This is a genomic window from Xaviernesmea rhizosphaerae (assembly GCF_001938945.1).
In the GTDB taxonomy this organism is placed as follows: domain Bacteria; phylum Pseudomonadota; class Alphaproteobacteria; order Rhizobiales; family Rhizobiaceae; genus Xaviernesmea; species Xaviernesmea rhizosphaerae.
Window position 1 is genome coordinate 182,934 of the sequence record NZ_MKIO01000020.1, and the last position, 12,730, is coordinate 195,663.

Annotated in this window: 7 protein-coding genes; 1 reads left to right on the forward strand and 6 read right to left on the reverse strand. The window is 64.7% G+C overall.

Annotation, left to right across the window (positions count from 1 at the left end; translation table 11 throughout):
* Positions 1–34: 34 nt before the first annotated feature.
* From BJF92_RS03845 to BJF92_RS03870, 6 genes are all read right to left on the reverse strand, one after another.
* On the reverse strand, positions 35–1,204 hold the full coding sequence (locus tag BJF92_RS03845; protein WP_075633443.1) for an ABC transporter substrate-binding protein: 1,170 nt from the start codon (positions 1,202–1,204) through the stop codon (positions 35–37).
* A 29-nt stretch (positions 1,205–1,233) separates the two neighbouring features.
* Positions 1,234–2,322, reverse strand: a complete 1,089-nt coding sequence (locus BJF92_RS03850) for an ABC transporter ATP-binding protein (RefSeq protein WP_075633444.1) — start codon at positions 2,320–2,322, stop codon at positions 1,234–1,236.
* A gap of 1 nt (position 2,323) precedes the next feature.
* Entirely contained in the window at positions 2,324–4,399 is a 2,076-nt protein-coding gene (locus BJF92_RS03855) for a hydantoinase/oxoprolinase family protein (protein WP_075633445.1), read from the reverse strand.
* Entirely contained in the window at positions 4,396–6,084 is a 1,689-nt protein-coding gene (locus BJF92_RS03860) for a hydantoinase B/oxoprolinase family protein (protein WP_075633446.1), read from the reverse strand. Before BJF92_RS03860 ends, BJF92_RS03855 begins: the two co-directional genes overlap by 4 nt.
* A gap of 114 nt (positions 6,085–6,198) precedes the next feature.
* Positions 6,199–8,886, reverse strand: coding sequence for a helix-turn-helix transcriptional regulator (locus BJF92_RS03865; RefSeq protein WP_075633447.1), 2,688 nt, complete (start codon positions 8,884–8,886; stop codon positions 6,199–6,201).
* 300 nt (positions 8,887–9,186) lie between these two features.
* Positions 9,187–11,517 (reverse strand): glucose/quinate/shikimate family membrane-bound PQQ-dependent dehydrogenase, encoded by a 2,331-nt coding sequence (locus BJF92_RS03870; RefSeq protein WP_075633448.1) that lies wholly within the window; start codon positions 11,515–11,517, stop codon positions 9,187–9,189.
* A gap of 820 nt (positions 11,518–12,337) precedes the next feature.
* Here BJF92_RS03870 and BJF92_RS24955 point away from each other — a divergent pair.
* Positions 12,338–12,673 (forward strand): HipA domain-containing protein, encoded by a 336-nt coding sequence (locus BJF92_RS24955; RefSeq protein WP_143523884.1) that lies wholly within the window; start codon positions 12,338–12,340, stop codon positions 12,671–12,673.
* Positions 12,674–12,730: the final 57 nt, after the last annotated feature.

Genomic DNA, 12,730 nt, shown 5'->3' on the forward strand with positions numbered 1-12,730 from the left:
CGGGCGACGCAGATCGCCGCCCGCTGTCGTTCATTCAGGCATTGCGCAGCTTCTGCCACCATTCCTCATAGAGCTGGAAATTGTCCGGCCGGGTATTTTGCCAGTACACCTTGCCGGCAAACTTCGCCTGCACGTGCTTTGCGAGCTTTTCGACCTCATCCGCCTTGTATTCGTCCGGATGGGCCTTGGCGTATTCGAGGTTCTTGTCGGAGGGGACCATGTAGCCGCGCGTCGCGCCCAGTTCGCAGCCATAGAAGCCGCCCAGCAGCCCGTTGACGAAGGCATGGGCGGCATCCGACGTGCCGCGATCGACCGCGCCCTTCAGGAGCACCGTATTGTTGCCCCAGCCCTCATAGCCTTCGACGGGGGCGGCGTATTCAACCTGAAGCCCGCGCTTGCGGCCCTCATAGACGATCGGCTCCCAGCCGGTCATGGCGTCCACTTCCTCGTTGGCGACAAGCTGCACGCCCTGTTCCCAGCCGTTCCAGAAGGTGCGGAACTGGCCGTCCGTCTTGTGCTTGATGAGGAATTCCATGACGAGGCCGAGTTCGGACTCGCTGAGGTTGCCGGGATCCTTGATCGGCTGGTTCTCGGCTTCCTTCAGATACATAGCCGTGAAGATCGCGCTGTTGATCCAGGCATCTTCCATCGCGACGCGGCCCTTGAGCTTGGGATCGAAGATGACGCCGTAGCTGTCGACCTTGCCGAGCTTGTCGGGACGATAGATGATGGAGTCGGCATTGACGACAGTGGGAATGCCGATCTGCTTGCCGTCGAGCTGGAGATAGGGAATGTCCTTCGCCCATTGCCAGACACTGGCATAGTTCGGGATCTTGGAAAGGTCCCAGGCGGCGATGTGACCCTGTTTGGCAAGTTCCTTTTCCGCGCCGCCCTGGAAGCCGCCGACATCGAAGAGGTCGTTGGCATTGCCAGCGGCCAGACGCGCGACGACCGGGCCGATATCGTTGCCATTGTCGGTGAACTGCGGCGTGACGCCTGTCAGCTCGGCGAATTTCTGCCACTTGTCGGCAATATCGAGGGTCGCCGTCGCCCAGAAGGCGACAGACATGTCCTGCGCCATCGCGCGGCGACCGAGGTTAAGACTGCCGAGGCCGAGTGCCGCACCGCCAAGCCCCATGAGCTTGAGCATGTCGCGGCGACTTGCATTGCTGGAGAGAGGGTTCGATGTCTGCTGTTGTTGCATGGTTTCATTCCCCTTTTTGATCCGCCGCGTTATGCGACCGCGGTCGGTATTGTCGAATTTGGAATAGCCATGGCCGCGCCCTGGGCCAGCGCAAGCGACACGTCGCTGCCGATGACATGTCGGGCCGCCGGCGCGTCGCTCGGCACGGAAAGAACGACTTCCTGCCCGTCGGCAAAGGCAAGCCGCAAATCCGTGGTCAGGCCACGGAAGGTCACGTCCCGGAGCGTCAGCTTCAGATCCCCCGGTCTGTCAGGCGTGCTGACGGAGAGCCGATCCGGACGAAGGGCGACCACGAGGTCCGCGCCGCCGGCCGGAACGATGCCGACAAGCGGAACCGGCTGGCCGGCAACGATGGCCAGGGAACCGGCCGCCTCCGTTTCGATCCGCTCGGGCTTGAGCAGCGTTTCTATGCCGATGAAGCGGGCGACGAAGGCATTGGCCGGCCGCTCGAAGAAGCGGGCGGGCGCATCGACTTGTTCGATCCGTCCGCGATGCATCACGGCCATGCGGTCCGAAAGGCTCAAGGCCTCGTCCTGATTATGCGTGACGAGAATGAAGGTCGCGCCGGTCCGCTTGTGCAGGCGCCCGAATTCGTCACGCATCTGCTGGCGCAGCCGTTCGTCAAGACCGGTCAACGGCTCGTCGAGGAGCAGGATGCCGGGCTCCATGACGAGCGCGCGGGCAAGCGCAACGCGCTGGCGCTGGCCGCCGGACATCATGCCGATCTTTCGCGGGCCGAAGCCGCCGAGCTCGACGAGATCGAGGGCATCCTCGACCTTCTTCGTGAGGACGCCGCCGCTGAGGCCGCGCAGTTTGAGGCCATAGCCGATGTTCTCGGCCACCGTCATATGCGGAAAGAGCGCGAGGTTCTGGAAGACCGTATTCACGGGACGGCGGTTGGCGGGCACGTCGAGCACGCTCTTGCCGTCAAAGGCGATGTCGCCGGTGGTGGGCCGGTCAAAGCCGCCGATGAGCTTCAAGAGCGTGCTCTTGCCGCAACCCGAGGAGCCGAGCAGCGTGAAAAACTCGCCGGCCGCGATGGAAAGATCGATGCCGCCAAGACCGGCGACCGGGCCGAACATGCGCGTGACGCCTTTGATGTCGATGGCGATCGCCATGTCAGCGGCCCTCCTGTCCGGAGGCTGAGGGCGTATCGCGCAGAACCATGATGGCTTCGGCTGTCACTGTCATGGTCTGGCCGATCTGGACGAGGCTTGTCGTCGTCGGTTCCTCGACAAGGGCGGGACCGGCGATTTCCTCTTCGAGCGGCAGGCGATCGCGCTCATAGACCGGGCAGTCGCGCCAGCCGATCTCCGATCCGAAATAGACGGCACGTTGGCCCTTCCGTGCCGCTTCCAGCGACTTTCCGTCCCGATCGAGCGCCGGCAGCGTGATGACAGGGCCATTCAGAACGGCTTCGAGATGCAGCGTGGTGATCTCGATGGCGGCGGAGGGCAGGCGGAAGGTATAGGCCTTCTCATGGGCGGCATGGAACCGTTCCGAGAAGGTTTCGACCGTATCGGCCGGTTCGAAATCGGCCACGACCCCATGTTCCTGCCCGCGGTAGCGTGCTTCCAGCCGGTGGGTGAGGCGGATCGGCGCCGTGTCTCCCTTGCCGAAATAGGCGACGGCCTGCCGCCCGAGAGCCGCAAACCGGCGCTGCGCCTCGGGGAGGGCGGTGGGCGAGAGGGCGGAAAACCAGGTGGCGCGGAAATCGGCGCGCGGTTCGGCGGCCAGCATGCCCCAGGCGGAGAAGATGCCGGAATGCGGGGGAACGATGGTGGCCTTGACCGAGAGTTCGCGGCCGAGACGGGCGGCGAGCGCTGGCCCCGCACCGCCGCTGATGACGAAGACGGCGTCGCGCGGATCGTGGCCGCGCTGAACGGTCACCAGCTTCAGCGCGTTGATCATGCTGGCATGGGCGATTTCGACGATGGCAAGCGCAGCATCCTCGACGCTGATGCCGAGACGGTCGCCGACGGTGCGGATGGCGGCGGCGGCCTTTTCCCTGTCGAGCTGCATGGAGCCGCCGGCAAAGCTCGTCGGATCGAAGATGCCGAGCGTCAGAAGCGCATCAGTGATCGTCGGCTGCATGCCGCCACGGCCGTAGCAGGCGGGTCCCGGCGTCGAGCCGGCGCTTTGCGGCCCGACGCGCAGCGCGCCGCGCTCGTCCATCCAGGCGATCGACCCGCCGCCCGAACCGATTTCCACGATGTCCACGACCGGCACCTGAACGGGATAGCCCGGCGCGATGCGGGAATGCTCCAGCTTGTATTCGACATTCAGCGTCGGCCGACCATCGTGGATCAGCGAGCATTTCGCCGTCGTGCCGCCGACATCGAGATGCAGCACCTCGCCCTCGCCAAGCGCCAGGCCGATGCGCGCTGCGCCCGCCACGCCGCCGGCGGGACCGGATTCGACCAGCGTCAGCGGGCTGGCGGTCGCTTGATCGAAGGTGGAGATGCCGCCATTCGACTGCATGGCATAATAGGGGCAGGTCAGATCACGCCGTGCCAAGGCCGCCTCCAGCCGCTCGAAATAGCGGCGGATGATCGGCTGCACATAGGCGTTGAGGACGACCGTGTTGGAGCGCTCATATTCCCGCCATTGCCGCGAGACTTCATGGCTGGCGCAGACGGTCGCCTCGGGCAGCGCATCCGCGATCAGCCGGGCGCAGCGCTCTTCATGCGCGGGATTGGCGTAGGCATGCAGGAAGAGAATGGCCACGGCCTCGATCTGCTCGGCCTTGCAGGTCGCGACGATGGCCGCGATATCCTCTTCGTGCAGCGGGATGACCACCTCGCCGGCCGCATTCATGCGCTCGCGCACCTCGAAGCGCAGCCGACGCGGCACGAAGGGCTGGGGGCTGTGGAATTGCAGATTGTAGAGGTCCGGCCGGTTGCCGCGACCGATCTCCAGCACGTCGCGAAAGCCGGCCGTGGTGATGAGGGCGGTGCGCACGCCCTTGCGCTCGGTGATCGCGTTGATGACCGTGGTCCCGCCATGGGCGAAGAAGGTGACATTGCGCGTGGCGAGGCCGTCGGCCGCCTCCGAGGCGGCGATGGCGTTCAGCACGCCCTCGGACTGGTCGTGGACCGTCGTCAGGCTCTTGGCCGTGAACAGCGCGCCATTGCGTTCGTCGTAGCCGACAAGATCGGTAAAGGTGCCGCCGACATCGGTTGCGAGTCTGATCATGCGGCGTCTCCTGCTGTGCCGTAAACGTCGATGGCGCGGGCCTCGGTCAGGAGCCCGTTGCGAATGTCATCGGCAATGAGCGCCGGCTCGCGCTGCTTCGGGTCGCCCCAGCCGCCGCCGCCGCCGCTGACGATGCGCACGACATCGCCGCTTTCGAGATCGAGATGCGCGATCCGACCATGGCGTTCGACCGCTCCGCCGGCGCGGACGATTTCCAGCGCGTTGACCGTTCCCTCACTGCCACCATCCATGCCCCAGGGGGCGACCGTCGTGCGGCCGAAGCTGCCATAGGCCGTGGTGTCCTCGCCAAGAATTTCGTATTCGCGAACGACGCCATAGCCGCCACGCCGGCGGCCGGCCCCCACGCCCCCCTCGACATTGAAACCGTAGCGGCGCACGCGCAGCGGAAAGCGCGCCTCGATCACCTCGATCGAATAATTATAGGTGTCGCCATCCGTCAGCGCGATGATCGCGCCGGCGCCATCCTGCGTCGGGGTCGCGCCCCAGCCGCCATGCTGCGGCTCGATATGGATGAAGGGTTCGCCATGGGCATCCTTGCCGGCGATGTAGACGACGCAGAGGCTGGAATAGGAGCCGGCGGAAAAGCGCTCCGGCTTCAACGGCGCCAGCGCCTTCCACATGAGTTCGGAGGCATGGACCGAGCCTTCGTAATACCAGCCGGTCGGCGAGGGCTTTTCGGCGGTGAAGATCGTTCCGGGCGGGCAGATGACGGTCAGCGGCCGGAACCAGCCTTCGTTGGAGGGCGCCTGGGGGCCGACAAGCGCCTTGACGATCGTCTTGACCGCCGATTGCAGCGCGCCGCGCGCGCAGTTGATCGGCCCGGCGACCGTCGGCGGGCAGCCGGTGAAGTCGGCCACCAGCCGGTCGCCCTCGATGGTGACGGCCACCGTGATGGCGATCGGATCGTCGCTCACCCCGTCGCCGTCGATGATGTCGCTCGCTTCGTACCGCCCGTCGGGCAGGGCGGCGATGGACGCGCGCGCCTGCTTTTCGCTGGCGTCGAGCAAGTTCGCGAAGGCCGCCAGAACCGTTTCCGCCCCGTATTTCGCCGCAAGCTCGCCAATCCGCCGGTCTGCGACGCGGACGGTGGCGATCTGCGCATTGAGGTCGCCGAGCGCGATCTCGGGCATGCGGACGTTTTCGGCGATGATATGGAGGATGTCGTCATCGAAGGCGCCGGCCCTCACGACCCTGACACCCGCAAGCCGCAACCCCTCTTGAAAGACGGAGGTCGCATTCGGCGCGAGACTGCCCGGAACGGAGCCGCCGACATCGAGATAGTGGGCCACGTTGATGGCATAGGCGACGATCCGCCCGTCGACAAAGATCGGCTTGACGATCGCAAAGTCGCACGAATGGGTGCCGCCGGCATAGGGGTCGTTAGACAGCAGAATGTCGCCTTCGACGAGGCGCGGGCCGAAGCGGTCGATCAGCGCGCGGACCTGGAAACCGAAAGTGCCGGTAAACAGCGTGATGCCGTTCATCTGCGCCACGAGTTCGCCGTCGGTCGTCAGCAGGCCGCAGGCAAAGTCGAGGATTTCGTAGATCACAGGGCTCATGCTGGTGCGCGCCATGACGAGGCCCATCTCGTCGACGGTCGCCATCAGCTTGCCTTCGATGATCTCCTGCGTGACGGGATCGACGGTGCGGGTACCGGACAGCATGCATTACCCCTCTTTTTTATGGGGTCACTATGCGGAGGGACGGGCAGGGCGGGAAGCTGGCCAGATGGGTGGGGCGGGAGGACCCATGCCCTACCCGATCGGGTAGGTCTCTCCTCAGGCGAGGATGCCGGACTGGCGCGCCGCGCTGACGGCGGCCGTGCGGGTGGTGACCTTCAGCTTGGCGAAGATGTTGCGCAGGTGAAACTTCACCGTGTTGTCGCTCAGCGACAGCCGGCGGCCGATCTCCTTGTTGCCGAGCCCCTCGCTGAGCAGGCGCATGACAGCCTCCTCGCGATCCGTCAGTCCGGATGCCGTTGCGGCCGGCACGGCCGCATCGCCGCTGCTGTCCGGGTTGCCGGCAAGCACAGCCTCCAGCCGTCTACGGATCAGATCCGGCAGATCGGCATCGCGCGACAGCGCTGCGAGATCCGCCGTGAAGGCCTGGCCCTCCAGCGTCACCAGCGCGCGGTAATCGGTCAGGGGCTGCGTCAGCAAGAGGTCGGAGAGCCTATCCGCCGCCGCTGCACTGCGCCCCTCCGCAAGCGCGAGGCGGATATCGACAAGGTCGAGTTCGATGGCGCGGACGGCATGGGGCTTCTGCCTCTGCTGGGTCACCAGCCGGGTGAAGGCCGCGCGCGATTGCAGGAGATCGCCTGTCTCCAGGTAGATACGGACCCAGAGCAGCGCCGGGACACCACCCCGCAGGCGGATGGAAAGATCGTTCGCCGGCCCATCGCTCGCAAGCCGCGCTCCCAGCCCGTTGGCTTCCGCAAAACGCACCGCCTCTTCGATGTCACCGGTGACGACCAGCAGGCCCGCCCGTTCGGAATCGATCAGCCGCGTCAGGCGATCAAAGCCGCGGCGGCGCGCGACCGCGCGGGCACGGTCCATGGCCTCGTGGGCGGCGATGATCTCGCCCTTCAGCCGCAGCATGCGCTGCTGGGCGCAGAAGCCGGCCGCCAGGAGATCGTGCCAGGCGTCGTGGCGTTCCACATGGGGCAGGGCCCAGCTCAGCAGTGCCTCGGCGGCCGGAATATTCCCGCGTGCGGTCAAGACCTCGGCCTTGAGGACGTTTGCCATGGCGTCGAGATCGCTTCCCCGGCCCATGAGGCGCACGGCCTCGTCCGCGAGGCTGTCGTAACACTCTTCGGCCAAGGCTGCATCGCCGTTGAAAAACGCAGCCTGCCCGACATGGAGGTAAAGGTGGATTGCCCCGAATTCCGCCCCGCCGTCGCGAAAGGTCTGCATGGCGAGCCGCCCGTAATGCTGGGCACGCTCGAGGTCGGAGCGGATCAGGAAATTGTAGGAGAGCATGTTCAGGGAAAGGCCGCGATGCACGAGCGTCAGCCCGCCCTCGCGCAGAAGGTCGGCTTCCAACGCGCCGAGTTCGGCCGCGGTCACCCACCGATCCGCGTAGAGCGCCAGAAGGACGCCGATAACGCGCAGCGCCTGGGCCACCCCTTCCTTGGAACTGTCCGGGGTCTTGCGCGCCAGTGCCATATAGTGATCGGCCGCGTCCAGCTGGCCGGTCTTGGCGCTGACGACGGCAAGGCCGAGCGTGGTCAGCGGATAGCGCGGCAGATCGACCTCGTCGGCCAGATCCGCCAGCCGGCGAAACAGGCCCGGCCCGCCGCGCTTCGTCATGTAGACCCGCTGCCAGCCGCCGCCGGCCTCGATAATGTCGGCGGCCAGTGCGGCGGATCCGGCAAGGAAGGCATGGTCCACGGCGGACAGCAGGTCGCCCTCCTTCTCGAACCAGCGCGCGGCCCGGACCAGCCGCTCGCGCGAGGGGCTGCCGGTCTCTTCCGCCGCTTCGCGCAGATAGGCATTGAACACGGGATGGCAGCGCATCCAGCGTCCGTCGCGGTCCAGCACAGCCAAGGGCAGCGCTGAATCCCGCAGCATCCCGAAGGCCGCCGTCGTGTCCCAGTCGCACACGGCCGCGACGAGGTCCCGGCTGATGGCCGGCAGGCAGGCCGTTTCCATCAACAGGCGCCGGAGGGCTTCGGGCAGGCCGGAAAAGGTCTGTTCGGCGAGATAGCGTCCCATATCCTCGTTATGGCCGTTGAAGGCTTCGAGAATGGACTTGCCGTCGGTACCATCGTCCTCGACCAGAAGCCGCACCATCTGCAGCGCAACGGCCCAGCCTTCGGCGCGGCGGTTGAGTTCGATCAGGTCCTCGCCTCTCAACCGCGTTTGGCTGCCCGCAAACAGCGCCTGCGCTTCCGCATCGGAAAAGGCGAGTTCGGCGACGCCGATCTGCCGGAATTCATCGGCAAGTCTCAGGGCCGAACGTGGCAAATGCGGCGCGCTTCGCGAGACGATGACGAATTTGATGTGCGAAAGCTCGGGCCGGGCCAGAAGCCGCGCAAGCACACTTTCGTTCGCGTCTGTCTGCGCGAGGTGGTAGTCGTCGATGAACAGGGCGACAGGGCCAGGCAGGCGCTCCAGCCGGGTCACGAGAACGGCCAGCATCGTGGCGACCGACAGGGAGCCACGATCGGACTCGCTCGCTCCGTCCGCCACCACGGCATCCAGCATTTCGATCAGCGCCAGCAAAAATCCGGTCTGGTCGTTGTCATCGGGATCGAGCGAGACCCACAGCACCGTCATGCCGGAATGGACGAGATGCGCATGCCACTGCGCCGCAAGCGAGGTCTTGCCGTAGCCAGCCGGGGCAACGATCAGATTGAGACGTCGCAGCCGCGTCTGCGTCAGGCTTTCCAGCAGTGCACGCCGCGCGATCTTTCCCTCGTCGAGCGGCGGCCTGAACCGGATATGCTTGCGGTGCGACGTCTGCATGTGGTTGTCTTAACGCATTTGCACGAATGGTCCAGCCAACAGGCACGATCGCGACTTTAATGGCTGCGGACGCAGACGCGATTGGCCGACTGGTCATCCGATGCTCTAATCGCCGCCGGATGAAAATTCAGTGGCAGGTCAATTTGATGATCCCAGAAATCGAGTGGCCTCTCGCATGTAACGGTGGAGGTGACGGCGGCGTGAGGTGTCAGCCGCGTCATACCAAGTATCGCAAGAGAACAAAAAAGGCCCGTGCGGAACGCCGCACGGGCCTTTTCCTTCACGCAAACCTCCCGCGTCTCAGCCTTTCGGCAGGCGGTAGGCGATGATGTAATCGCCCGGCTTGGTGCCGACCGAGCCGTGGCCGCCGGCGACCATCACCACATATTGGGTACCGTCGTCGGTGGCGTAGGTCATGGGGGTGGACTGGCCGCCGGCGGGCAGGCGGGCCTGCCAGAGCTCTCTGCCCGTCGTCAGGTCATAGGCACGCAGGTAGTTGTCGACGGCCGCACCGAGGAAGGCGACGCCGCCCTTGGTGATCATCGGGCCGCCGATGCCGGGCACGCCGACCTTGAAGGGCAGCGGCAGCGGCGTCATGTCGTAGACCGTGCCGTTGCGGTGCTTGTAGGCGATCTCGCCGGTCTTCAGGTCCACGCCGGCGACATAGCCCCATGGCGGCGCCTGGCAGGGAATGCCGAGCGGCGAGAGGAACGGGCCCATATAGACGCCATAGGGCGCGCCCTCATTGCGGTTCAGCCCCTGTTCCGAGCCCTTCTCGCCCTGGCCCTTCGGCGGGATCTGGTCGCGCGGGACCAGGCGCGAGGTGAAGGCCAGATAGGTCGGCATGCCGAACATCACCTGCCGTTCCGGATCGACGGCGACGGAACCCCAGTTGAACGTGCCAAAATTGCCGGGATAGACGATCGTGCCCTGCAGCGACGGCGGCGTGTAGCGGCCTTCATAGCGCAGCCGGTGGAACTGGATGCGGCAGGCGAGCTGGTCGAACATGGTGATGCCCCACATGCTCTTGTCCTGCAGCGGCGGCGGGTTGAAGGTCAGGCCGGAGAGCGGCTGCGTCGGCGAGGAATGATCCTCGGGAATCGTGCCGCCGGGGCCGGGCACTTCCTTCACCGGGATGATCGGCTCGCCGGTGGCGCGGTCGAGCACATAGATATCGCCCTGCTTGGTCGGCCCCACCAGCGCCTTGCGGCCATTGATGTCGAGCAGCACCGGCTGGGCGGGAACGTCCATGTCCCAGAGATCGTGATGCACCGTCTGGCGCACCCAGCGCACCTGACCCGTGCCGATATCCAGCGCCACGATCGAGGAGGAGAAGCGCTCGACGGCCTCGCTCCGGTTCATGCCGAGCTGGTCCGGCACCTGGTTGCCGAGCGGGATATAGACGAGGTTCAGCCCCTCGTCATAAGAGAAGACCGACCAGCTGTTGGGCGAGTTGGTCGTATACGTCTGTCCCTCCGGCAGGGGCGTGGTGACATCAGGATTGCCCGAATCCCAGTTCCACACCAGCGCGCCGGTGTTGACATCGAAGGCGCGGATGACGCCGGACTGTTCCCGGGTCGAGTAATTGTCATTGACCGCCCCGCCGATGATGATCTTGCCATCGGCGATCACGGGCGGCGAGGTGGAATAATAATAGCCGGCCGGCTGGTAGCGCATGCCCTGTTCGAGATGCAGCGTGCCCTGATCGGCAAAACCGGTGCAGACCTGACCGTTCTGCGCATCGAGCGCGATCAGCCGGGCATCTGACGTGGGCAGATAGACGCGGGTGGCGCAGGCGCTGCCGGGTGCGGCGGCCGGATCGGCATAATAGGTGACGCCACGGCAGGTCTGGTGCTGCCGGTCCGGGTTCATGCCGGGATTGCTGTCATATTTCCAGCGCTCCTCGCCCGTCGTTGCATCGATGGCGATCGCCCAGTTATGCGGCGTGCAGACATAGAGCATGTTGCCGATCTTCAGCGGCGTCACCTGATAGGTGGTCTCGCCGACATCGTCCGGCCGCTTCACGTCGCCGGTCTGGTACTGCCAGGCGATTTCGAGCTTGGAGACATTGTCCTTGTTGATCTGGCTGAGCGGCGAATAGCGCTGGCCATAGGGCGTGCGGCCATATTGATGCCACTCATTGTCGGCCACCTGCCCGCCATAATCGGCGGAAGCGCCGGCTTGAGCCTCCGGCAGGCTGCCGGTCTTGTCCAGCGGATCCTGCGTCATGGAATAGCCGGCGACCACCAGCGCCAGCAGCACCGCGCCGCCGAGCGTGCCGGCGCCAGCGCGATAGACATGGCCTGTGGGGCTGGTGAAGCCGAGCGCGCCGCGCACCGCCGGCAGCAAGAGCCAGAGGCCGAGCAGGATGATGATTCCGCCGCGCGGGCCCAGCTGCCACCAGTCGAACCCGACCTCCCACACCGCCCAGGCCAGCGTGCCGACCACGACCAGCGCATAGGCCGTCAGCGCGCTGGGCCGGCGGGTGAAGAGCAGGAAGGCCGTCAGCAGGAAGCCGAGGCCGGCAAAGATATAATACCAGCTGCCGCCAAGCACGGCGAGCCAGACACCCGCCCCGCCGAGGCCGAGGCCGATCAGCGCGAAAACGAGGGCTGTGATGGGAAGGATCATGGAGCAACTCCTGCCGCAACGGGTTTCGCGGCGATGATGGTTCGGCGGCGCCCCCGGCGAAAGGAGGCCCGGCGGCGCTGTCGGCTCGAAAAACGTCTCGGCCGCGCGCCGGCAACCCCGGGGAAGGATCACACGACCGCAGCCTTTCAGCAACAGAACCGACGCGGGCAAAGCCGCCGCATCGGCCCGATGGGATGCACGCGGGACCTGTCAACGGAGGGGATAGGCCCGGCCGCTGACAGGACTGCGTTGAGGGGTCCAACTAGTGGAGGCGGGGGAAAGTTCAATGTGGGGGGGAGGCGGGGGGAAGCCGATGCGGGATTGGTCGCGTTAGGGTGCGGTTTGCGGCTGGGATGCGTTGTGAGGGGGCAGGGATTTGCGGTCCGTTAGATCGCTTTTGGGCAACGCGAGGTTAAGGTGCTGCAAGATGAGACGACCGCCAAATATAGGATGATGTTGGCCGGGTTAGGCGCAAACCGGTCATTCCCAATTGAAACCCTGAGGGGGGCTTTGCACCTCCACATTGCTCGTTCGCGCAGCGTTGGTGGATACCGATAGCAGCCCATTTGCGTAGGTCAGTTCTAGGACCGTAATTTAGCCCCTCCTTGTCGTTAGAGGCCCGTGGGCAGTGAACAATTGACGCAAGGTTGTCGGGCCCCTGGAAGTGAGAGCGCTGACCAGAGCCTCCAAGTGCGAACTGGCAACTTCAGATTGTTATAGGACCAACATCAATCATGCGTTTCAAGTTAAGAATTGAATTTTTCGGATGTCAAATTCAACGATTTGAGGTATGAGACCTGTCTGAGCGATAGGACTGCTAATGCCCCTATTTCCGGTCTATGACGTGCAAAATGAAATCGATGTCATTGAATATCTTGGCACCAAAGAGAAGTTCTGGTTGAATTTTGACGGAAAACTTCAACTTCTGAAATTTGGTCGCGAAGGGACCGGCGAAAACTGGGCTGAAAAGGTCGCCTGTGAGATCTGTGCCCTTTTGAATTTGCCTCACGCTCACTATGAGTTCGCAACATATCAAGGCAAATTGGGCGTTCTGTCACCTAAAATGAACCCTGATGGTAGCCGCCTGATCTTAGGGAACGAACTTATCGATTCCGTCGAGAGAAAGCCTGACGGGACTAGGCTCAGGACCTATTAATTTGGTTTGAGATGTGATTCACGGTTTCGGAAAGGAGACCGTGATGAGTGATGTGTT

Coding starts and splice junctions, on each gene's coding strand:
- BJF92_RS03845 (WP_075633443.1), bottom strand. CDS start 1,204: ATGCAACAACAGCAGACATCGAACCCTCTCTCCAGCAATGCAAGTCGC.
- BJF92_RS03850 (WP_075633444.1), bottom strand. CDS start 2,322: ATGGCGATCGCCATCGACATCAAAGGCGTCACGCGCATGTTCGGCCCG.
- BJF92_RS03855 (WP_075633445.1), bottom strand. CDS start 4,399: ATGATCAGACTCGCAACCGATGTCGGCGGCACCTTTACCGATCTTGTC.
- BJF92_RS03860 (WP_075633446.1), bottom strand. CDS start 6,084: ATGCTGTCCGGTACCCGCACCGTCGATCCCGTCACGCAGGAGATCATC.
- BJF92_RS03865 (WP_075633447.1), bottom strand. CDS start 8,886: ATGCAGACGTCGCACCGCAAGCATATCCGGTTCAGGCCGCCGCTCGAC.
- BJF92_RS03870 (WP_075633448.1), bottom strand. CDS start 11,517: ATGATCCTTCCCATCACAGCCCTCGTTTTCGCGCTGATCGGCCTCGGC.
- BJF92_RS24955 (WP_143523884.1), top strand. CDS start 12,338: ATGCCCCTATTTCCGGTCTATGACGTGCAAAATGAAATCGATGTCATT.